Source organism: Kumtagia sp., assembly GCF_059502445.1.
The window spans coordinates 58,797-79,160 of record NZ_JCACER010000026.1 but is presented as its reverse complement, the minus strand read 5'-3'; the positions used below and the strand labels follow the sequence as shown (position 1 = coordinate 79,160).

General features: G+C 67.0%; 18 protein-coding genes and 1 other RNA gene. 10 read left to right on the top strand and 9 right to left on the bottom strand.

Annotation, left to right across the window (positions count from 1 at the left end; genetic code table 11):
* The first annotated feature begins 104 nt into the window (after positions 1 to 104).
* The gene (gene sugE, locus AC5JDC_RS11405; protein ID WP_495841445.1) at positions 105 to 419 is read left to right on the top strand and encodes a quaternary ammonium compound efflux SMR transporter SugE; all 315 of its coding nucleotides are present in this window, start codon (positions 105 to 107) and stop codon (positions 417 to 419) included.
* 126 nt (positions 420 to 545) lie between these two features.
* Here the strand turns inward: sugE and AC5JDC_RS11400 are convergent, their stop codons facing one another.
* Both AC5JDC_RS11400 and AC5JDC_RS11395 read right to left on the bottom strand, forming a co-directional pair.
* Positions 546 to 959 (bottom strand): DUF6481 family protein, encoded by a 414-nt coding sequence (locus AC5JDC_RS11400; protein WP_495841444.1) that lies wholly within the window; start codon positions 957 to 959, stop codon positions 546 to 548.
* 135 nt (positions 960 to 1,094) lie between these two features.
* Positions 1,095 to 1,685 carry a hypothetical protein gene (locus AC5JDC_RS11395; protein ID WP_495841443.1) on the bottom strand — a complete coding sequence of 197 codons (591 nt, stop codon included), beginning with the start codon at positions 1,683 to 1,685 and terminating at the stop codon, positions 1,095 to 1,097.
* 180 nt (positions 1,686 to 1,865) lie between these two features.
* On the opposite strand from AC5JDC_RS11395, the gene ffs reads away from it, so the two are divergent.
* From ffs to AC5JDC_RS11360, 7 genes are all read left to right on the top strand, one after another.
* Positions 1,866 to 1,962, top strand: an RNA gene (gene ffs / locus AC5JDC_RS11390) — signal recognition particle sRNA small type.
* A 114-nt stretch (positions 1,963 to 2,076) separates the two neighbouring features.
* Positions 2,077 to 3,933, top strand: a complete 1,857-nt coding sequence (locus tag AC5JDC_RS11385) for a DNA polymerase III subunit gamma/tau (RefSeq protein WP_495841442.1) — start codon at positions 2,077 to 2,079, stop codon at positions 3,931 to 3,933.
* Between the two features lie 13 nt (positions 3,934 to 3,946).
* Positions 3,947 to 4,270, top strand: coding sequence for a YbaB/EbfC family nucleoid-associated protein (locus tag AC5JDC_RS11380; RefSeq protein ID WP_106772744.1), 324 nt, complete (start codon positions 3,947 to 3,949; stop codon positions 4,268 to 4,270).
* A gap of 353 nt (positions 4,271 to 4,623) precedes the next feature.
* The gene (locus AC5JDC_RS11375) at positions 4,624 to 5,667 is read left to right on the top strand and encodes a cell wall hydrolase (protein WP_495841454.1); all 1,044 of its coding nucleotides are present in this window, start codon (positions 4,624 to 4,626) and stop codon (positions 5,665 to 5,667) included.
* Positions 5,668 to 5,793: 126 nt separating this feature from the next.
* Positions 5,794 to 6,399, top strand: coding sequence for a recombination mediator RecR (gene recR / locus AC5JDC_RS11370; protein WP_106772746.1), 606 nt, complete (start codon positions 5,794 to 5,796; stop codon positions 6,397 to 6,399).
* 232 nt (positions 6,400 to 6,631) lie between these two features.
* Positions 6,632 to 7,846 carry a lytic murein transglycosylase gene (locus AC5JDC_RS11365; protein ID WP_495841441.1) on the top strand — a complete coding sequence of 405 codons (1,215 nt, stop codon included), beginning with the start codon at positions 6,632 to 6,634 and terminating at the stop codon, positions 7,844 to 7,846.
* Positions 7,847 to 7,981: 135 nt separating this feature from the next.
* Positions 7,982 to 8,464, top strand: a complete 483-nt coding sequence (locus AC5JDC_RS11360) for a GNAT family N-acetyltransferase (RefSeq protein WP_495841440.1) — start codon at positions 7,982 to 7,984, stop codon at positions 8,462 to 8,464.
* Between the two features lie 22 nt (positions 8,465 to 8,486).
* Here AC5JDC_RS11360 and AC5JDC_RS11355 read toward each other — a convergent pair whose 3' ends face one another.
* The 4 genes from AC5JDC_RS11355 to AC5JDC_RS11340 form a co-directional block, all read right to left on the bottom strand.
* The gene (locus tag AC5JDC_RS11355; protein ID WP_495841453.1) at positions 8,487 to 9,488 is read right to left on the bottom strand and encodes an LLM class flavin-dependent oxidoreductase; all 1,002 of its coding nucleotides are present in this window, start codon (positions 9,486 to 9,488) and stop codon (positions 8,487 to 8,489) included.
* A gap of 89 nt (positions 9,489 to 9,577) precedes the next feature.
* On the bottom strand, positions 9,578 to 10,747 hold the full coding sequence (locus tag AC5JDC_RS11350) for an AI-2E family transporter (protein ID WP_495841439.1): 1,170 nt from the start codon (positions 10,745 to 10,747) through the stop codon (positions 9,578 to 9,580).
* An 82-nt stretch (positions 10,748 to 10,829) separates the two neighbouring features.
* On the bottom strand, positions 10,830 to 11,876 hold the full coding sequence (locus tag AC5JDC_RS11345; protein ID WP_495841438.1) for an LLM class flavin-dependent oxidoreductase: 1,047 nt from the start codon (positions 11,874 to 11,876) through the stop codon (positions 10,830 to 10,832).
* Between the two features lie 98 nt (positions 11,877 to 11,974).
* The gene (locus tag AC5JDC_RS11340) at positions 11,975 to 12,586 is read right to left on the bottom strand and encodes a hypothetical protein (RefSeq protein WP_495841437.1); all 612 of its coding nucleotides are present in this window, start codon (positions 12,584 to 12,586) and stop codon (positions 11,975 to 11,977) included.
* A gap of 203 nt (positions 12,587 to 12,789) precedes the next feature.
* Here AC5JDC_RS11340 and AC5JDC_RS11335 point away from each other — a divergent pair, with 203 nt between their 5' ends.
* Positions 12,790 to 15,594, top strand: a complete 2,805-nt coding sequence (locus tag AC5JDC_RS11335) for a [protein-PII] uridylyltransferase (RefSeq protein WP_495841436.1) — start codon at positions 12,790 to 12,792, stop codon at positions 15,592 to 15,594.
* A 364-nt stretch (positions 15,595 to 15,958) separates the two neighbouring features.
* On the top strand, positions 15,959 to 17,554 hold the full coding sequence (gene murJ / locus AC5JDC_RS11330; protein ID WP_495841435.1) for a murein biosynthesis integral membrane protein MurJ: 1,596 nt from the start codon (positions 15,959 to 15,961) through the stop codon (positions 17,552 to 17,554).
* A gap of 39 nt (positions 17,555 to 17,593) precedes the next feature.
* On the opposite strand, the gene AC5JDC_RS11325 is transcribed toward murJ, so the two are convergent.
* The 3 genes from AC5JDC_RS11325 to AC5JDC_RS11315 form a co-directional block, all read right to left on the bottom strand.
* Positions 17,594 to 18,454 carry a C40 family peptidase gene (locus tag AC5JDC_RS11325; protein WP_495841434.1) on the bottom strand — a complete coding sequence of 287 codons (861 nt, stop codon included), beginning with the start codon at positions 18,452 to 18,454 and terminating at the stop codon, positions 17,594 to 17,596.
* Complete coding sequence (locus tag AC5JDC_RS11320) at positions 18,451 to 18,801, bottom strand: MarR family winged helix-turn-helix transcriptional regulator (protein ID WP_495841433.1); 351 nt, start codon at positions 18,799 to 18,801, stop codon at positions 18,451 to 18,453. Before AC5JDC_RS11320 ends, AC5JDC_RS11325 begins: the two co-directional genes overlap by 4 nt.
* Positions 18,802 to 18,913: 112 nt before the next feature.
* The gene (locus AC5JDC_RS11315; protein WP_495841432.1) at positions 18,914 to 20,284 is read right to left on the bottom strand and encodes a leucyl aminopeptidase family protein; all 1,371 of its coding nucleotides are present in this window, start codon (positions 20,282 to 20,284) and stop codon (positions 18,914 to 18,916) included.
* Positions 20,285 to 20,364: the final 80 nt, after the last annotated feature.

The following is a 20,364-nucleotide window of genomic DNA, read 5'->3' as shown; positions in this document are numbered from 1 at the left end:
CGGCCGCGGTTGCCGCTCCGATCCGGGACTGTATAGTCGGCCTCGCGCGGGATCGCCGTCGCGCCCTCGAGACATGGCCGGGACGGCCGCCACAAGGACTACCGATGGCATGGTTCCTGTTGTTCGTCGCCGGCCTGTTCGAAGTCGGCTGGGCGATCGGCCTCAAATACACCGACGGGTTCACCAGGCTCGTGCCCACGCTCCTCACCGGCGCCAGCATGGTGGTCAGCCTCGGCCTGCTCGGGCTGGCGCTGAAGGAATTGCCGGTCGGCACCGCCTATGCGGTCTGGACCGGCATCGGCACGGTCGGCACCGCGCTGCTCGGCATCTGGCTGCTCGGCGAGCCGACGACGGTGCTGCGCCTGGTCTGCATCGGCCTGATCGTCTCCGGCATCGTCGGGCTCAAGCTGGTCGCCTGAGTCCGCCCGGGCCACCTCACTCCCCTCGACCGGCGAAGCATCTCACCGCCCCTTCGGGTCGCCGACAGCAACGCCAAAAGCCGGGGTGCATAGGCATCCCGGCCAGATCTCGAGAGGTAGGATCGATCAGCCGCGGCCGCCGCGCTTGCGCGCCTTGCGAGCCGCATAGCGGGCATCGCGCTTGGCCTTGCGCTCCGCTTCCTCGGAGAGTTCTTGCGCGATGCGCTCGTTCTCTTCCTGCTCGCGGATTTTCGCCTCGACGGCCAGCCGCTCTTCCTCGATCCTGCGCCGTTCGGCCTCTTCGGCCTCGCGGCGGGTCCGCTCGGCGGCCTCGATCGCCTCGCGCTCCTTGCGCTGCTTTTCCTTCTCGGCGGCCCGCTTCTCGCGCGCCTCGATGATCGCTTGTCTCTCCGCCCTGCGGGCGAGCACCTGCGGATCGTCTTCCGCCGGCCGTGTCTTGAACCGTTCGAGCAATGCTCTCTTCGCCTCGTTCGCCGCGCTGCGGCGTTCGAAGATGTCTTTTTCCCTGTAGAGTGCCAAGTTTCGCCTTCGGTATGATCAGTCGATACGCGCCGTACATACGCACGATCGCCGCGAGATCAAGCGCCAAATCGGTATGCCAGCCATGAAAGTCGGCACTGTTGCCGCGACGAAACGGCCCAGGGCCGTTTCGGGCTATCCGGCGCGGCCAAGCGCTACGGCCGACCCCGTGAACGGCAGCACCAGCTTATAAGCCGGCGGCGGCGCGATCGGAGTGGCCGCGGCTGTGCCGAACTGCGTGACGCCCCGGCCGACATGCTGCCCGAGGTCGTGGCGGCCGCCGCCGAAATCGAACGAGGTACTGGCGACCAGACGGGCCGAGAACACGTTGGTGCCGATCAGCGGCGCCGACACTGCACCTATGGACACGGCGACCGTCGTGCCGACCGCCAGGCTGGTGCGGCGGAAGGTGGCGATGCACTCGCCCTGCGCAAAGGAGGCCGGATCGTCGAAGGTTCCGGCCGGCTGGCGCTGCAGGTAGAGCGAGAACTCCCCGATCGGATCGAGGCCGAGCGACAGTGCGCCATTCCTGATTTCCCGGGCCTTGAACGGCCTGGCGGCGAAGGTGAAATGCGCTGTCGTCTCGCCGGGATCGCCGTCGAACAGAGGCACGTCCGGGAACGGCAGGTGCAGGAAATAGCCGTAGTCGGCGAGCGTGCCGTCCCCCGCCTGGTAGAAGCGGCCGGTGGCGTACCAGGCGAGTTCGGCGGGAAGCAGGGCAGTCATCGGTGCTCCTTCGATGGCGGCGGGCTGCCGGGCAGTCGTTGGCCGGACGACCGGGATTGGCGCCGTCCGGGACTCTCCGAATATCTCTCGCAGACTCTTCGGTCTCGTTAATCACCGAGACCTTTGCCTCCGACTCGTCCACCCTTGCAATCCGGCCCCAAATCCCCGATATGAGCGTCGGGAGGTTGGTGGTGGACGCGCCACTCGCCAACCGGGTCAGGTCCGGAAGGAAGCAGCCCTAACGAGCACGGAACGGGTCATTGTTCCAGCCTCCCACCTCCGCAAAGCCTGCGCCTCGGCCGTCACGGCGTTGACGGAGCATTGCCGCGCGGGCGAAACTCGCTAGCATTCGAACCGGCCGCCCCGGCGGCCAGCGGAGGCCAACCCCCGGATGAGCGACGCAGGAAATCAGCAGACGGGAAAAGCCGGCGCCTATCGCGTGCTGGCCAGAAAATACCGTCCGGCCGACTTTTCCGCGCTGATCGGCCAGGAGCCGATGGTGCGCACGCTCACCAACGCGTTCTCGAGCGGCCGCATCGCCCAGGCCTGGATGCTGACCGGCGTGCGCGGCGTCGGCAAGACGACTACGGCCCGCATCCTCGCACGCGCCCTCAACTACAAGACCGATTCGATCGACCAGCCGTCCGTCGACCTGACCACGCCCGGCCAGCACTGCCAGGCGATCATGGAGGGCCGGCATGTCGACGTGATCGAGATGGACGCCGCCTCCCACACCGGCATCGACGACATCCGCGAGATCATCGAGCAGGTGCGCTACGCGCCGGTCTCGGCCCGCTACAAGGTCTACATCATCGACGAGGTGCACATGCTGTCGACGCAGGCCTTCAACGGCCTGCTGAAGACGCTTGAAGAGCCGCCGCCGCACGTCAAGTTCATCTTCGCCACAACAGAAATCCGCAAGGTGCCGATCACGGTGCTGTCGCGCTGCCAGCGTTTCGACCTGCGCCGCGTCGGGGCCGAAACGCTCGTCTCGCATCTCGGAAAGATCGCCGGGCTCGAAGCGATCGAGGTCGAGGATGCGGCGCTCGCCATGATCGCGCGCGCCGCCGAGGGCTCGGTGCGCGATTCGCTGTCGATCTTCGACCAGGCGATCGCCCACAGCGCCGGCCCGGTAACGGCCGAGACCGTGCGCGGCATGCTGGGGCTGGCCGACCGTGCCCGCGTCATCGACCTGTTCGAGCAGGTTATGAAGGGCGACATGGCGGCGGCGCTGGCCGAGTTCCGGGCGCAGTACGACACCGGCGCCGACCCGGCCACGGTGCTGACCGACCTCGCCGACTTCACCCATTTCGTCACGCGGCTGCGCTACGTGCCGGCGGCGGCCGGCGACGCCTCGCTGACGGAGGACGAACGCACGCGCGGCTCCACCTTCGCCGAGACGCTGTCGATCAAGGTGCTGTCGCGCGCCTGGCAGATGCTGCTCAAGGGCATTTCCGAGGTGCAGTCCTCCAGCCGTCCCGTCGCGGCCGCCGAGATGGTGCTGATCCGGCTGGCGCATGCGGCCGACCTGCCGACGCTCGACGAGGCGATGAAGACCCTGGACGGCGCCGGCGTTCCGTCTGGCGGGAATGGCGCCGCAGCGCCGCGATCGCCTGCTTCAACGGCGCCGATAGCGTCGGCTTCTGCAGGAGCGCCGCTGGCCTACCAGGCTCCCGCTCCCGCCCCGGCCCGCATGACGCAATCCGCGGGCGGTGGCCCGGTGGCGCGGCTGGTCGAGCGCGAAATGCCCGCAGTGGAGATGCAGCCTGCCCCGATCCCCGAAGCGAAGCCGGAGCCGGTTGCCGACGCCGTGCCGGTGCGCTCGCTGGCCGACATAGCGGGGCTTGCCGATGCCAATCGCGACATGGCCTTCAAGGTGCTGCTGAAGCGTTGCGTGCGGCCTGTGCGCATCGAGCCGGGCCGGCTGGAGATCGCGCTGACGCCCGAGGCGCCGAAGACGCTGCCAACCGATCTCAGCACCAGGCTGAAGAGCTGGACCGGGCGCAACTGGCTGGTGTCGCTGTCGCGCGAGGAGGGCGGCCCGACGCTGGCACAGCAGGAAGCGTCGCGCCGCGAGACCGCTATCCTCGACGCCAGCCAGGACCCGGCCGTCGCCGCGATCCTCGCACGCTTTCCCGGCGCGAAGGTGATCGACGTCCGCATTCCCGACGCGGCCGAACTGCCCGGCGCCGATGCCGAGGCGGACGAGATTTCCCCCGATCCGTCGCTCGACGACGACGACAACTGAAGAGGACCCAGTCATGAAGGATCTGCTCGGCCTGATGGGCAAGGCGAAGGAGATGCAGGCGAAATTCCAGGCCATGCAGGAGGAGATCGCCCTGATGGAGGCGACCGGCCAGGCCGGCGGCGGCCTCGTCCAGGTCACCATCACCGGCAAGTTCGAGATGAAGACGCTGAAGATCGATCCCTCTCTGTTCAAGGAGGACGACGTCGAGATTCTCGAGGACCTCATTCTCGCCGCCCACAACGACGCCAAGACAAAGGTCGAGGCGGCGATGAAGGACAAGACGGCCGCGCTGACCGCCGGCCTGCCGCTGCCTCCCGGTTTCAAGATGCCGTTCTGAACGGTAGACCGACGGGGTCGACAGTGGTTCGGCCCGCCGTGTCGCGTAGCGCGATAGCCCCCGCGGCCGTCCTCCGGCCGTGCGTGATCGCGTGCCGCCCCGAATCGTCCGGCTGATTCGTGCAGATGTTACCGTCGCGCCTGGCGGCGGCCGCTTGGCGACGGCTTTCCGGCGTTTGCGGTTAATTTTATTTAAACACATGGAATTTAAGGACAAAATTGACAGTTGAGCAGGCCCGGCGACATTGCACGGAGCCGCCTGCCGCGATTTGGTAACGCAAAAGTCATCATTTCGCCGAAAACCTGCACAGTGTTGTCATTAGTACACACAGCCGCCGGAGCGATGATGAGGGCATATCCGTGAGCGCGCGCAGGCGCGTGGCGGCCGTTGTAACGGTTGCGCTTCTTCCCCTGATGGTTTCCGCATGCAGCCAGACCGCCGACCTGACGGACGGCGTGCGGTCCATGGTCTTGCCGGCCGGCCACCACGGCTACTCAGCCCGCGAGAAGGAATGCCTGATGCGGGCGATGTTCTTCGAATCGAACCGGTCGAGCCGCGACGGCCTGATCGCCGTCGGCACGGTGGTGATGAACCGTGTCCGCTCCGGCAAATGGGGCGACACGATATGCGGCGTGGTCGGCGCCCCGAGGCAGTTCGCGCCAGGCGTGCTGACGCGCAAGATGAACTCCAAGGCTCTGCCGGACGTCGAGGCCGCCGCCGACGCCGTGCTCAAGGGCGAGCGTAATCCCAAGGTGAAGAACTCCATGTTCTTCCACACCGCGGGCCTGAAGTTCCCCTACAAGAACATGCACTATACCGTGGTCGCCGGCGGCAACGCCTTCTACGAGAAGCGCAACCGCAACGGCGACCCGGTGGTGCTGCCGCCGGAGAAGCGTATGGCCCAGCCGGTGGTGATGATGGCCAGCGCGGACACCAAGCCGCGCCTGCAGGCCCGGCCTGCCATCAGCGGCCGCGCCGACGACAAGCCGACCATGGTCGCCGTGGCCCGTCCGGCAATCAGCGGCCGAACGGACGGTGCACAGGCCGCTGCGATCCGCAAGCCGGCCGATCGCGCGGCGCCGGCGGAAGAGACCACCGCCGTCGCAATGGCGATGGACGGCCCGTCGCCGTCCGGGCCGTCGCCCAATGCCGCGCCGTTCCCGGAGGCGCCGGCGCAAGCCGCCTTGCCGGCGACGACGGAGGCGAAGCCGACGCCGAACGTCGTGATGGCGACGGCACGCGCCGACGGCTGGACGACCGGCGCACCGGCCCTGCCGGCGAGCGCCCCGGCGCCGGCATCCGGGCCGGCCATGTCCTTCGACGTCGATCCCAACGACGCCGACGCCATCGGCGCGATCATAGCCGGTCAGGAGCGGCCGGCGATGGGATACAACTGAGGGCCGCGCGGACTCCTTGCGATAGGGCACCCGGCGACGCCTGCGGTGTGACTTGCCGGGTCATCCCGCCGGCCCTTTGAGCTGTCCGGGTTTTCCGGCGACGGGCTTTGCTCTAAATCCTCCTCCATGTCCAAGCGAATCGCCGGTCCCGAGATCGAACGCCTGATCCAGCTCCTGGCCAAGGTGCCGGGGCTCGGCCCGCGTTCGGCCCGCCGTGCCGCGCTGCATCTGATCAAGAAGAAGGAGCAGCTGCTGGCGCCGCTCGCCGGCGCCATGGCCGACGCGGTGGACAAGGTCCGCGTCTGCTCGACCTGCGGCAATGTCGACACCGTCGACCCGTGCATGATCTGCACCGACCCGCGCCGCGACGGCGCCACCATCGTCGTGGTCGAGGACGTCTCCGACCTGTGGGCGCTGGAGCGCGCCGCCGCCCTCAATGCGCGTTACCACGTGCTCGGCGGCACGCTGTCGCCGCTCGACGGCATCGGCCCCGACCAGCTCAACATCAAGGGGCTGGTCGCCCGCGTCGCCGAGGGCGGCGTCTCCGAGATCATCCTGGCGGTCAACGCCACGGTCGAGGGGCAGACCACCGCGCACTATCTCACCGACCAGCTTTCCGGCTTCGGCGTCAAGGTCACCCGGCTGGCGCATGGCGTGCCGGTTGGCGGCGAGCTCGACTATCTCGACGAAGGCACGCTGGCCGCGGCGCTCAAATCTCGGACCGCGTTTTGACGCAAAGGCTTTGTAGACGGCAGCAATGATTCGCGCTCTACGTTGCCCTCCTTTGTCCTGCCGGACATCTCCCCCACAAGGGGGGAGATCGGCCGGCCGCCTTGCTTTCGCAAATCGTCGACGTTGCAGGAAGTGCGGCGAGGTCGAAGCTTCCAATCTCCCCCCTTGTGGGGGAGATGTCCGGCAGGACAGAGGGGGGCAGCGTAGAGCGCGAATCTTCGCCGCGATGGCAATGCTTCTAGTCTTGCCGATTGCCCTGCTTTCAGCCCCTGCCTCCGCCGCCAAGATCGACGACCAGTTCCGCGCCTGGCTGGCGCAGGATCTGTGGCCGGCCGCACAGGCCAGCGGCGTCTCGAAACAGACCTTCGACGCCGCCTTTGCCGGCGTCTCCCCGAACCTCAAGGTGCCGGATCTTGTCCTGCCCGGCCAGAAGCCGACCACGCCGAAGAAGCAGCATCAGGCCGAGTTCGGCTCACCCGGCAGCTATTTCGCCGAGAAGACGATCGGCGCCGTCACCTCCGGCGGCCGGGCGCGGGCAGGCCGCCATGCCAGGACGCTCGCCGCCGTGGAGAAGCGCTACGGCGTGCCGGGCGAGGTGGTGCTGGCGATCTGGGGTCGCGAATCCGGCTTCGGCGCGGCGAAGATGCCCTATGACGCTTTCGAGGTGCTGGGCACGAAGGCCTTCCTGGCGACGCGCAAGGAGATGTTCCGCAAGGAGGTACTCGCCGCCCTCGTCATGGTCGAGCGCGGCCTGGTGGCGCGCGACCAGATGAAATCCTCCTGGGCCGGCGCGCTCGGCCAGCCGCAGTTCCTGCCTTCCTCCTTCCTCGACCACGCCGTCGATTTCGACGGCGACGGCCGCGCCGACATCTGGAACTCGGTGCCGGACACGCTCGCCTCCATCGCCAACTATCTCGTCCATTACGGGTGGGTGCCGGGTCGCGACTGGGGATTCGAGGTGACGGTGCCGGCGAGCGTCTCCTGCGCGCTGGAAGGGCCGGACCAGGGCCGCGGCATCGCCCAATGGGCGGCAATGGGGATTGTCCGGGTCACCGGAAAGCCGTTCCCCGCTCGGGAGGCAAAAGCGGAAGGTTTCCTGCTGATGCCGGCCGGCCGCAGCGGTCCGGCCTTCATCGTCACGCCGAATTTTTATGTGCTGAAGAAGTACAACGAAAGTGACCTCTATGCGTTGTTCATCGGCCACGGCGCCGATCGCATCGCCCATGGCGACCGGACCTTCGCCGGGAGCTGGGGCAGGGTCGGCGGTCTCTATCGCTCGGACATCGCCTCGCTGCAGCGGGCGCTGGAGGCCAGGGGCTACGACGTAGGCGGCGCCGACGGCCTGCCCGGCTTCAAGACGCGGCGCTCGATCGGCGCCTGGCAGGAGAAGAACGGCAACGCCGCCACCTGCTTTCCCGACCGGCCGATCGTGGAGGCGCTGCGGTAGCTGTGGAGCGAAGGTCTGATGAAATCGTTCATCCGGCCCTGACTTTTGTGTTCGATCGCATGGTTTTTCTCCGGGAATGCCGCGCTTTTCGGGACCATGCGTGCACCTTTTGGCATCATTCGCAGGGATCATGTCATGGTGAACAGGCATGCGGCAAGGCTGCGGCGCCTGCTCGACGGTTCCGAAAGGTCGCCTCGCTGGCCGGCGGGCGTCTCGGTGCGGACCTTGCGCGACACCGCCGACGCCAAGGCCATGCACGGCCTGCTCATCCGCATCTATGGCGAAGATGACGCGGATGTCTTTCCCTCTTTCGAGGATTGGTGGGGACGCGTATCGGGCGACCCGGAGTTCTCCGCCGAGCTGTGCTTCCTGGCGTCCGACACGACGGGCCGGCTCGCCGGCTTGGCGCATTGCTGGACCAGCGCCTTTCTCAAGGATCTGGCGGTGCGGCCGGACATGCGCCGCCGCGGGATCGGCGCGGCGCTGCTCGACCACTGCTTCGCCGTGTTCCGGGCGCGCGGCGCCGCTCGTCTCGACCTCAAGGTCGAGCTCGACAACGCGGCAGGGTTGAGGCTCTACGAACGCGCCGGCATGGTGCGCGTGCCGTGGGAGGGATGAACGGCTGCAAAACCGGCGCTGCTCAGGCCGCCTTTGCCAGCTCCCGGTGCGCCTCGGCAAGGATCTCGAAGGAGCGCTTGCGCGCCGCGTGGTCGAATATCTGCGCCGTCACCATCAGTTCGTCCGCGCCGGTGCGGCGGATGAAGGCGTCCAGCCCCGCCCGCACAGTCTCAGGCCCGCCGACGACGGCACAGGAAAGGGCACTGTCGAGCATGGCGCGCGCCGCGGGGTCGAGCGTCTCGACATAATTCTCGATCGGCGGCGGCAGCTTTCCGGGACGGCCGGTGCGCAGATTGACGAAAGCCTGCTGCAGCGAAGAGAACAGCAGCGTGGCCTCGGCGTCGGTGTCGGCGGCGAAAACGTTGAGCCCGAGCATGAGATGCGGCTTGTCGAGGCTCTCGGAGGGCTGGAAGCGCGAGCGGTAGATGTCGATGGCATGCTCCATCTCGGCCGGCGCGAAATGCGAGGCGAAGGCGTAGGGCAGGCCGAGTATGGCCGCGAGCTGCGCGCCATAGGTGCTCGATCCCAGCATCCAAACCTCGACGGCCTCGCCCTCGCCGGGCACCGCGCGTACGCGCTGGTTCGGTCCGGCGGGCGCGAAATAGGCCATCAGCTCGACCACGTCGTTGGGAAAGCCATCGACGCCCGCTTCCAGGTTGCGGCGCAGCGCCCGCGCCGTCGCCATGTCGGTGCCCGGAGCCCGCCCCAGGCCGAGGTCGACGCGGCCGGGAAAAAGCGCCGACAGCGTCCCGAACTGCTCGGCGATCACCAGCGGCGCATGGTTGGGCAGCATGATGCCGCCGGAGCCGACGCGGATCGACTTCGTGCCGGCCGCCACGTGACCGATCACGACCGCGGTCGCGGCGCTGGCGATGCCAGGCATGTTGTGATGTTCGGCCAGCCAGTAGCGCCTGTAGCCCAGACCTTCGGCGTGACGCGCCAGGTCGAGCGTGTTGGCGAGCGACTGCGAGACGCCACTGCCCTCCGGCACGGGTGCGAGATCGAGGACGGAGAGGTCTGTCATCATGTCGGTTCCCGGTTGCCGCCTCGATATAGGAGCGCAGCGGGCGCCGCGCAAAGGCTGGACCAGTGGCCCGGCGACATGCCCGGCGATCAGCGGGGGAAGGCCTCCGGCACTGCTTTTGCGGAACTTTCAGCGTCCGCCGGTGCCGTGTCATCGACCGATTGCTGCGCCGAAAGGAAATTCCCGACATGCCGCAGGCTGTCGAAATTGTCGCAGAAGACCTTGACGACGACCAGGATGGGCACGGCGATCAGCGCGCCGACGAATCCCCACAGCCAGGACCAGAAGGCGACGGCGATCAGGATTGACACGGCGTTGATCTCGAGGCGCCGCCCGAGCACGAGGGGACTGACCAGCTGGCCCTCGACGATATTGCAGAGCAGCACGAAGGCAGGTGCCAGCAGCGCGTAGGGCAGGCTGTCGAAGGTGATGATGGAGATCGCGGCCACGAGCAGGACGGTGGCGGCCGCGCCGATATAGGGGAGGAAGTTGAGGAGCATCGCTGCCACCCCCCATACCAGCGGAGTGGGCATGCCGACCCACCACATGCCGAGGCCGACCGCCGCGCCCAGCCCGATGTTGATGATGGTGACGGTAAGCAGGTAGTGCGAGATTTCGCGTTCAACGTCGTAGACCACCCGCAGCGCCCGCTTCTTTTCGCTCATGCGGGCGAAGGACTGGACGATCTTCTCGTAGAACAGCGTGCCCGAGGCGAGCAGGAACAGCGACAGCACGAAGGTGAGCGCGATCGTCGTGCCGGCCGCCATCAGGTTGCCTGCCGCCTGCGAGACAAGTCCGGCCTGCGCCACCACCACCTTCTGCACGCCGGGCTCGTGCGCGGTGTCGGTCGCCTGCTCGACCTGGCTGAAGAACCGGAGAACCTGCTCGAACGGACTGCGCAGCTCCGCCAGCCGCTCGCTGAGCCGCCGGCCGATCACCGGCGCGTCGTTGATCAGCGCGACCACCGGTCCGCTGAGGACGAAGCCGATGACCGCCAAGACCATGACCGAGAGCAGCACCAGCAAGGTGGCCGAGACATAAGCCGGCACGCCGTGCTTGCGCAGAAGCCGCACGATCGGCGTCAGCATCAGCGCAAGCAGGAATGCCAGCACCACCGGAAGGAAGAAGTCGCGGGCGAGATAGAGGGCGCCGACGAGAGCGATCAGGAAGATGCCGATCAGCAGCGAGCGCATCAGCCGCGTATCCGCCTGGGTGCGCGACGGCAGGTCCTGGCCGGACACCTCATCCTGAACTGACATGGTGAAGGCCCTCACATGTCCCCGGGCGATGGCCTCGGGGACGATCACCGTCCAGAACGCGGCGGAGGCTCGGGAAGTTCCGTTAGCCGGCGCTGGAGGCCGTTCCGATCTCCTTGCGCACCAGCGGAGCCACCCTGGTGCCGAACAGCTCTATCGCTTTCATCAGTTTGTCGTGCGGCATCAGGCCGATCGCCATCTGCAGCAGAAAGCGGTCGTTGCGGAAGATCCTGTGCATGGCGACGATCTTCTCGGCGACGGTCTCCGGGTCGCCGACGAACAACGCGCCGTGCGGGCCGCGCGCCTGGTCGAAATGGGCGCGGCTAGTCGGACCCCAGCCCCGCTCACGGCCGATGCGGTTCATCACCTCGGCTTGCGGCAGGTAGAAGTCGTCGGCCGCCTGCGCGGTGGTCTCGCCGACGAAACCATGGACGTTGAGGCTGGTGGCGAGCGTGCTCGGGTCGTGTCCGCCCTGCGCGGCGGCTCGCCGGTAGAGCTCGAACAGCGGCGCGAAGCGCGCCGGCTCGCCGCCTATGATGGCGAGCGCCAGCGGAAGACCAAGTTTGCCGGCCCGGGCGACCGAATTCGGCGTGCCGCCGACGGCGATCCAGATCGGCAGCCTGTCCTGATGCGGCCGCGGATAGACTCCGCGGTCATGGATGGGCGCCCTCAGCCGGCCCGACCAGGTGATTCGCTCGCTGTCGCGCAGCTTCAGCAGAAGGTCGAGCTTCTCGGCGAACAGTTCGTCGTAGTCGCCGAGGTCGTAGCCGAACAGCGGGAAGGATTCGATGAAGGAACCGCGACCCGCCATGATCTCGGCGCGTCCGCCTGAAATCAGGTCGAGCGTGGCGAACTGCTGGAAGACCCGGACAGGATCGTCGGACGACAGCACGCTGACCGCGCTGGTGAGCCGGATCCGCCTGGTGCGTTCCGCCGCGGCTGCGAGCGCGACGGCGGGCGCCGAGGCGAGATAGTCCGGCCGGTGATGCTCGCCGAGGCCGAACACGTCGAGACCGACCTGGTCGGCCAGTTCGATCTCCTCGATCAGGTTGCGCATGCGCTGATGCGGCGAGACGGTGCGCGTTTCCGGATCGGGGTCGAGGTCGGCGAAGGTGTAGAGGCCGATTTCCATGATTCTGCGGCTCGCACGGTCGGACAAATTCACCGACAAGTAGTTGTCCGCGAGCTTTCCCGCCAGCCCCCGAGCGGTGAACGGTGCATCTGCTGGAGCTAGGACGGCCAGGACACGCTTATGCCATTCTGGCTTTTGCCGCCCTCGATACCGCTCACGATCGGACGCATCGTTGCTATGTCGGCCGCGGCGCAGCTGTGATCGAAACCCCAGACGGGGATCGTCGCCGAATTCGCCACGCATTGCGCATAGCGGTTGCCCGATTCACAGCCGAGAAGGATGATCTTGGTCGTCCTGGGGGCTCTGCCGATGAATTTCCAGAACAAGTCGCCATAAGGGCATAGCTGACGCCCTGTTCCATTGGTGTGCCAAGGCTGCCGGTAGCGCCAGTCGGCGTTTTCAGTCTCGCGGCTCGTTTTGTCGATCGGGGTGAGGTAGGACATGATAGGGCCGTCCAGTTCGCCGACATGCGAAACGGTCAGCACGCTGGTGGCGACGAACAAGAATTCCAGGAATGATCCCGAACCTCCATTCGGAGCCGCTGAGACAGGAAGCATATCGATGTAGTGGAAGTCCCTAGACTGATTGGCGAATACGCATTTGTAAACGATCCCGTTGCCGCCGTAGACATTTTTCACCAAATCTTCGCCGACGCGCCCGAAATTCTTCTGATCAGGCCCGTCTCCAGGCACTATCACGGCTGCTGGCATCATTGCCTCCCGGGATATCTACAGAAGAATATTACAGACCGGCCAAAATTGAAACGTCCTGTTACTTTTTTTGTAGGGAGCTCTTCTCGATCACCGGTGCGATTTCCGACGCGAGGAGCCGATTGCAACGCCTGCCGCTCGTATCCACATTGCGCAAAACAGTTTATAGACGCGCGCGACCGCAGGAAGAGTCGCTTCGCCCCATGACGAAAACACCACTCAGGCTCGAAGAACTGGTCGACGGCGACGCGCTGCGGCGCGAGCTGACGGCATTTACGGCCGACACGTCGGGTGACGGTTCCGGCATGGCGGTCCGCGCCAAGGTGCTCGCGGCTCTGAAGGAGAGCATCGCCGCCGGCAAGCGTGCAGCCGAGCGGATGCTGGCGGAGGACGGCAGCGGCACCGCCTGCGCGCGCCGCCTGTCGCACCTGATGGACGAGATCATCCGGGTGCTCTACGATTTTGCCGCGACTCACGTCTATCGCGCGAAAAATCCGTCCGCCGCCGAGCGCATGGCGGTCGTCGCGGTCGGCGGCTACGGTCGCGGTACGCTCGCCCCCGGCTCCGACATCGACCTGCTGTTCCTGCTGCCCTACAAGCAGACGCCCTGGGGCGAGCAGGTCGTCGAGTACATGCTCTACATGTTGTGGGACCTCGGCCTGAAGGTCGGCCACGCCACCCGCAACATCGACGACTGCGTGCGGCTGTCGCGCTCGGACATGACGATCCGCACGGCGATCCTCGAGGCGCGCTTCATCTGGGGCGAGCAGCCGCTGTTCGACGAGATGCTCGCCCGCTTCGACCGCGAGGTGGTGAAGGGTACGGGCTCGGAATATGTGCAGGCCAAGCTCGCCGAGCGCGATACCCGCCACGGCAAGGCCGGCGAGAGCCGCTATCTGGTCGAGCCCAACGTCAAGGACGGCAAGGGCGGCCTGCGCGACCTGCAGACGCTGTTCTGGATCGCCAAGTATTTCTATCGGGTCCGCTCGGGAGAGGAGCTGGTGAAGGCCGGCGTGTTCACCCGTACCGAATACAACCAGTTCCTCAAGGCCGAGGATTTCCTCTGGGCAGTACGCTGCCACATGCATTTCCTCACCGGCAAGGCCGAGGAGCGGCTGCATTTCGACATCCAGCGCGATATCGCCGAACGGCTCGGCTACACCAGCCATCCCGGCATGTCGGCGGTCGAGCGCTTCATGAAGCACTACTTCCTGATCGCCAAGGACGTCGGCGACCTGACCCGCATCTTCTGCGCGGCGCTGGAGGAGGAGCAGGCCAAGCATGTTCCCGGCTTCAACCGCATCTTCCTGACCTTCTCGCGCCGCCGCCGCAAGCTCGCCGGCACCGCCGACTTCATCGTCGACAACCACCGCATCAACGTCGCCGACGACAAGGTCTTTTCGCGCGACCCCGTCAATTTGCTCAGGCTGTTCTGGTTCGCCGACCGGCACGGCCTCGAATACCATCCCGACGCGCTCAAGCTGCTCAGGCGCTCGCTGCGGCTGGTCGACAGGGACCTGCGCCGGAACGCCGAGGCCAACCGCCTGTTCCTCGACATTCTCACCTCCGACCGCAATCCCGAACTCAACCTGAGACGCATGAACGAGGCGGGGCTGCTCGGCAAGCTCATCCCCGATTTCGGCAAGATCGTCGCGATGATGCAGTTCAACATGTATCATCACTATACGGTCGACGAGCACCTGCTGCGCTGCATCGGCATCCTGTCGGAGATCGAGCATGGCGACGGCGAGCGGCTGCACCCGCTGTCGCACACGCTGATGCCCGGGCTCACCAGCCAGCGCGAGGTGCTCTACGTGGCGGTGCTGCTGCACGACATCGCCAAGGGCCGGCCGGAGGACCATTCGGAGGTCGGGGCGCGGATCGCCCGCCGCATCTGCCCGCATATGGGCCTGTCGGCCGAGGACACCGCGACGGTGGCCTGGCTGGTGGAGCACCATCTGCTGATGTCGATGACGGCGCAGACCCGCGACCTCAACGACCGCAAGACGATCAGCGATTTCGCCGACATCGTGCAGTCGGTCGAGCGGCTGAAGCTGCTGCTCGTCCTGACCGTCTGCGACATCAGGGGCGTCGGCCCGGGCGTGTGGAACGGCTGGAAGGGTCAGTTGCTGCGCAATCTCTATTACGAAACCGAACTGCTGCTCACTGGCGGCTTCTCCGAGGTGTCGCGCTCGCTCAGGGCCGAGAAGGCGCGCGAAGAACTCGCGGCCGCCCTGGCCGCATGGCCGGAGAAAGCCCGACGCCGCGTCATCAAGCTGCATTACGAGAACTACCTGCTGGCCGTCGACGTCGAGGACCAGGTGCGCCACGCCGAGTTCATCCGTGCCGCAGACGAGGCCGGCAACAAGCTTGCCACCATGGCGCGCCCGCATGCCTTCGAGGCGGTGACCGAGATCACGGTGCTGGCGCAGGACCATCCGCGCCTGCTGTCCGTCATCGCTGGCGCCTGCGCGGCCGCCGGCGCCAACATCGTCGACGCCCAGGTGTTCACCACCTCGGACGGGCGGGCGCTCGACACCATCCTGATATCGCGCGAGTTCGATCGCGACGAGGACGAGCAGCGCCGTGCCGAGCGGGTCGGCCGGCTGATCGAGGACGTGCTGTCGGGCAAGAGCTGGCTGCCGGAGATCATCGCCAAGCGGGCGAAGTCGAAGCGGCGAGCCAGGACGTTCCCGATCGAGCCGCGCGTCGACATCCGCAACACGCTGTCCAATCGCTTCACCGTGATCGACGTCTCGGGGCTCGACCGGCCGGGCCTGCTGTCGGAGATAACGGGAAAGCTGTCGGACCTGTCGCTCGACATCGCCTCGGCCCACATCACCACATTCGGCGAGAAGGTGATCGACACCTTCTACGTCACCGATCTGACCGGGGCCAAGATCGAGAACCCGATGCGGGTGCAGGCGATCCGCACGGCGCTCACGGCAACGCTGGAAGGCGAGCCGGCGCGTAACGGCAAGGTGGCCGAGCGGGCCGCCGCGGAATGAGTATCGCGCTGATATTCTCCCCCCTCGAGGGCAGGGCGATCGCATATGGAAGTTCTGGAGTTGTCGCCCGGCCGGCCACCCCCACCCCTCAAGGGGGAGGGGGACTTTGCGGCCGCCATGCCGAGCGAAATCGTCACCGATTCATGTCTGGCGGAACAGCGGCAATATCCCCCTCCTCCTTGAGGGCAGGGGTTAGGGGTGGGGGTAGCTCAATATGCGATAGCCCTGCCCTCGCGGGGGATATGTCGTTGAAGGCCACTGAGGCGGCCGCAGGAGGCACCGCCATCAGGCCGGGCACTGCCGCGGCGACCCTTCCCGGCCGCTTCGCGGCCACCCTCCCCTCAAGGGGGAGCGGGACCCGCGTATGAGCCTCGTCCGGAAATTCGCCACCGTCGCCTCCGGCACGCTGATGAGCCGGCTGCTCGGCTTCGCCCGCGAGATGATGATGGCGGCGGCGCTCGGCACCGGACCGGTGGCCGACGCTTTCAACGCCGCCTTCCAGTTCCCCAACACCTTCCGCCGCCTGTTCGCCGAGGGCGCCTTCAACGCAGCCTTCGTACCGTTGTTCGCCAAGGAGATCGAGGCGGGCGGCATAGCCGGCGCCAAGCGCTTCTCCGAAGAGGTATTCGGCGTGCTGTTCACGGCGCTGATCGCGCTGACCATCCTGATGGAGCTGTCGATGCCGCTGCTGGTGTCGACCATCGTCGCACCCGGCTTTTCCGACAACCCGCAGAAGCACGATCTCGCAGTGTCGCTGGCGACGATCATGTTCCCCTATCTTATGTGCATGTCGCTGGCCGCCATGATGGCCGGCATGCTCAACTCGCTCCGGCGCTATTTCGCCGCGGCTGTGGCACCGGTCTTCCTCAACGTCATCCTCATCGCCGTGCTCGCCTATTGCTGGCATGAAGGGCTCGGCGGGCTGGAGATCGGCCATGCGCTCGCCTGGGGCGTGCTCGCCGCCGGCCTGGTGCAGCTCGCCATCGTCTGGGTGGCGGTGCGCCATGCCGGGGTGCGGATCGGCTTCCGCCGACCGCGGCTGACGCCCAACGTCAAGCGCCTGCTGGTGCTGGCCTTTCCGGCGGCGATCACCGGCGGCATCACCCAGATCAACCAGCTGATCGGCACGGCGATCGCCTCGGCCAAGGACAGCGCGGTGTCGTCGCTCGCCTATGCCGACCGCGTCTACCAGCTTCCGCTCGGCGTGGTCGGCATCGCCGTCGCCATCGTGCTCCTGCCGGAACTGGCGCGCGCGCTGAAGGCTGGCAATCTGCAGGAGGCGTCCAACCTGCAGAACCGTTCCGTCGAATTCACCCTGTTCCTGACGCTGCCGGCGGCGGCGGCGCTGCTCGTCATCTCGGAACCGATCGTGCGGCTGCTTTACGAGCGCGGCGCCTTCGCCGCCACCAACGGCACGCCGGCGGTGTCGGCCATCCTCGCCATTTTCGGGCTCGGCCTGCCGGCATTCGTGCTGATCAAGGCGTTCACGCCCGGCTATTTCGCCCGCGAGGACACGCGCACGCCGATGATCTTCGCGGCGATCTCGGTGGCGGTCAACATCGGCGTAGCGCTGACGCTCTTCCCGTCCATGGGCGGCGCCGGCATCGCCACCGCCTCGGCCATCGCCGGCTGGGTCAACGCTACGATGCTGCTCGCGGTGCTGATCCGGCGCGGCCATTGGGGCCGCGACGCCGGGCTGTTGAAGCGTATCCCGCGATTGCTGTTAGCCTCGGCGGTGATGGCGGGCGCGCTCTACTGGGCAGCGCGCTGGTTCGCCGGCAGCCTCGGGCCGACGGCGCCGTTCTGGGAGCAGGCGGCCGTACTCGGTTCGATCATTGCGGGGGCGATGCTGCTTTATTTCGCGGTCGTCTTCGCCATCGGCGGCGCCGACGTCGGCATGATCCGCCGCAGCTTCAGGCGCGGTTCGTCGACACCGAACGGGCCGGCATCTGACGCGTGAGCCCGCCAATAGGGTGTCGCGGAGCCCCCATGAAGGTCGTCACGGCCTCCGGAAGCCGGTCGGGCCGCCGTAGAGATAGCCGATGCGGTCGATCGCCTCCTCGAGGCCCTCTCGGGCGACCGTCATGGTGTGGCCGTTGGCGTGAATCAGCGAGGTGCCGTCGGTCATGATCGCGACATGGCCCTTCCAGAACACGAGGTCGCCGCGCCGCAGGTTTTCATAACCCGACCCAGGGTCGACCGGCACGCCGAGGCCGGCCGCCTGCATGTCGGAGTCGCGCAGCACATGGCGGCCGGCCATACGCATGGAAAGCTGCACAAGTCCCGAACAGTCGATGCCGAATCCGGACGCTCCGCCCCACAGATAGGGCGTGTGGATCAGCGTCTCGGCGACGGCGACATAATCGTCCGCATATGCATCGACCGAGCGGAGATGCGCATCGACGATCGCCTCACCCGACGTCAGCAGCGCGTAACGCGTGCCGCGGGTCTCGGCGTGGCCGACGACGGCGATCTCGGCACCCATCGACAGCACGCCGCTGCTGGGCACCTTCAGGTCAGGAGCCGGATAGAGGAAGGTCCGCGGCACGGCGACCTTATGGGTCGGCGCCGGATCGGCCTGGCCGAGATCGGCGGCGGCGACATAGCCGACATAGCCGTCGTCCGACGCCTGGACCCAGGCAAAACCTTCGGCCTCCTCGAAAACATGCAGCGAAGCGCCCTTGAGGAGTTGCGTGTTCAGCCCAGAGTCGGGCCGCGGCGCGGCCCGCATGTCGGCGACCGAAGCGGCTATGCGCGCCGGGCGGCCCACGACGAAGCGCTCCGCCTCGACCTGCCCCTTCAGGCTGACGTCGGCAAGGTCGGGGCGATAGGCATGCAGGCGCGGGTCCCTGGCGGTCAAAGCGGAAGCTCCCTGGCGGCTGCGATGATAACATCGCCGAAGCGCTCGACATAGAGCGCGCCCTCGACCGTGCGGCCGACCAGCACGTTGCGGCGGTCCGCCTCGTCGCGCCGGCGGGTGAGGAGCTTCATCGCCCCCATCGTGTCGAGCGCCCGCGTGATCACCGGCTTGGTCACCCCGAGACGTGCCGCCAGGCCGCGCACCGTATGCGGCGGCGGGTCGAGATAGACGGTAAGCAGGATCGCCATCTGCCGCATCGACAGGTCCGGCCGGCCGGCCTCGACCTCGGAGAGGGCAACCTGTTGCCACAGCCGAAGGGCCTGGGTCGGACGCAGGCTAACAGACATCCCACCATTGTGGTCCCAAACTGTTTCGGAGCCGTTACGGTGAACCCAAGCACCCCTTCTACACCGGGCAGCCACTACAGGGGCCGCTTGCGGCCGAACCGCTAAGCGGAAGCTATTTCGCGTAGCGCGCGGCGATCACCCGCTCCAGCGCTCGGATCGCCTGGGCCTCGCCGCCGGTCGGGCCGTGCGGCCGATCCGACGGGTTCCAGCCGAAAATGTCGAAATGTGCCCAGCTTCGCGCCTTCTCGACGAAACGCTGCAGGAACAACGCCGCGGTGATGGAGCCGGCGAAACCGTCGGTGGTGACGTTGTTGATGTCGGCGATCTTCGAAGCGAGTTTCGCTTCGTAGGGCTTCCACAGCGGCATCCGCCACACCGGATCTTCCACCTGCGCCGCCGCGGCCGCGATCCCGTCGGCAAGGCTCTCGTCGTCGGTATAGAAGGGCGGCAGGTCCGGGCCTAGCGCGACGCGGGCTGCGCCGGTGAGCGTCGCCATGTCGATCAGGAGGTCCGGCGCCTCTTCATCGGCCAGCGAAAGCGCATCGGCCAGGATGAGCCTTCCCTCGGCGTCGGTGTTGCCGATCTCGACCGTGATGCCCTTGCGGCTCGGCAGCACGTCGCCCGGCCGGAAGGCGTTGCCGGCAATTGCATTTTCGACCGCCGGGATGAGGACGCGCAGCCGCACATCCAGCTTGGCGGCCATGATCATGGAAGCGAGCGCGAGCACATTGGCGGCGCCGCCCATGTCCTTCTTCATCAGCAGCATGCCGCTGGCCGGCTTGATGTCGAGGCCGCCGGTGTCGAAGCAGACGCCCTTGCCGACCAGCGTCAGCTTCGGCGCACCCTTGCGGCCCCAGACGAGATCGATCAGCCGCGGCGCCTGCGCCGACGCACGTCCCACCGCATGGATCATCGGAAAATTTTCGGCGAGCAGCGCATCGCCGAGGACGACGGAGATCTTCGCCTTGTGGGCGGCGGCGGCCTTGCGAACCGCCTCCTCCAGCGCGTCCGGACCGAGGTCGTTGGTCGGCGTGTTGATCAGGTCGCGCGCCAGGAAGACGCCGTCGGCGACGCGCCCGACTGCGTCCGCATCGGCGCCCTCGGGCAGCGCAAAACGCACCGTCCTGCCCGGCTTCTTGCCGTAACGGGTGAAGACATAGCCGCCCAGCCGCAGCGCCAGCGCCGCAAGCGTGGGATCGGAGGGGACGGTGGAAAAATGCCACTCGCCCGCGGGCAGCGTCGTGGCGAGCTTGCCGAGGGAGAGCGTCCCATCCTTACCGTCACCGATGCCGAACAGCGCAGCCGCGACATTCCCATCAGCCGACGGCACCACCAGCAATCGGCCGGACTGCCCCGAAAACCCATTCGCCTCGGCCCAGGCAATGGCCTCGGGCGTCAGTCCCGCATCCTGGATGCCGGCGGGACCGACCAGCATTATTGGACGAGAATGTTCGCTCGGACGTTCGATCAGTTCGACAGGCATGCGCAGTCCCTCATCGATGTTGCGGCTCCCGTCAATCGAGCCTGGGCATTAAATTTCCGTAAGCCATACTCTTCGGGCGA

Coding starts and splice junctions, on each gene's coding strand:
- AC5JDC_RS11335 (WP_495841436.1), top strand. CDS start 12,790: ATGACGAAAACACCACTCAGGCTCGAAGAACTGGTCGACGGCGACGCG.
- AC5JDC_RS11345 (WP_495841438.1), bottom strand. CDS start 11,876: ATGGAAATCGGCCTCTACACCTTCGCCGACCTCGACCCCGATCCGGAA.
- AC5JDC_RS11320 (WP_495841433.1), bottom strand. CDS start 18,801: ATGTCTGTTAGCCTGCGTCCGACCCAGGCCCTTCGGCTGTGGCAACAG.
- recR (WP_106772746.1), top strand. CDS start 5,794: ATGTCCAAGCGAATCGCCGGTCCCGAGATCGAACGCCTGATCCAGCTC.
- AC5JDC_RS11315 (WP_495841432.1), bottom strand. CDS start 20,284: ATGCCTGTCGAACTGATCGAACGTCCGAGCGAACATTCTCGTCCAATA.
- AC5JDC_RS11380 (WP_106772744.1), top strand. CDS start 3,947: ATGAAGGATCTGCTCGGCCTGATGGGCAAGGCGAAGGAGATGCAGGCG.
- AC5JDC_RS11355 (WP_495841453.1), bottom strand. CDS start 9,488: ATGACAGACCTCTCCGTCCTCGATCTCGCACCCGTGCCGGAGGGCAGT.
- murJ (WP_495841435.1), top strand. CDS start 15,959: ATGAGCCTCGTCCGGAAATTCGCCACCGTCGCCTCCGGCACGCTGATG.
- AC5JDC_RS11365 (WP_495841441.1), top strand. CDS start 6,632: ATGCTTCTAGTCTTGCCGATTGCCCTGCTTTCAGCCCCTGCCTCCGCC.
- AC5JDC_RS11350 (WP_495841439.1), bottom strand. CDS start 10,747: ATGTCAGTTCAGGATGAGGTGTCCGGCCAGGACCTGCCGTCGCGCACC.
- AC5JDC_RS11360 (WP_495841440.1), top strand. CDS start 7,982: ATGGTGAACAGGCATGCGGCAAGGCTGCGGCGCCTGCTCGACGGTTCC.
- AC5JDC_RS11385 (WP_495841442.1), top strand. CDS start 2,077: ATGAGCGACGCAGGAAATCAGCAGACGGGAAAAGCCGGCGCCTATCGC.
- AC5JDC_RS11340 (WP_495841437.1), bottom strand. CDS start 12,586: ATGCCAGCAGCCGTGATAGTGCCTGGAGACGGGCCTGATCAGAAGAAT.
- AC5JDC_RS11395 (WP_495841443.1), bottom strand. CDS start 1,685: ATGACTGCCCTGCTTCCCGCCGAACTCGCCTGGTACGCCACCGGCCGC.
- sugE (WP_495841445.1), top strand. CDS start 105: ATGGCATGGTTCCTGTTGTTCGTCGCCGGCCTGTTCGAAGTCGGCTGG.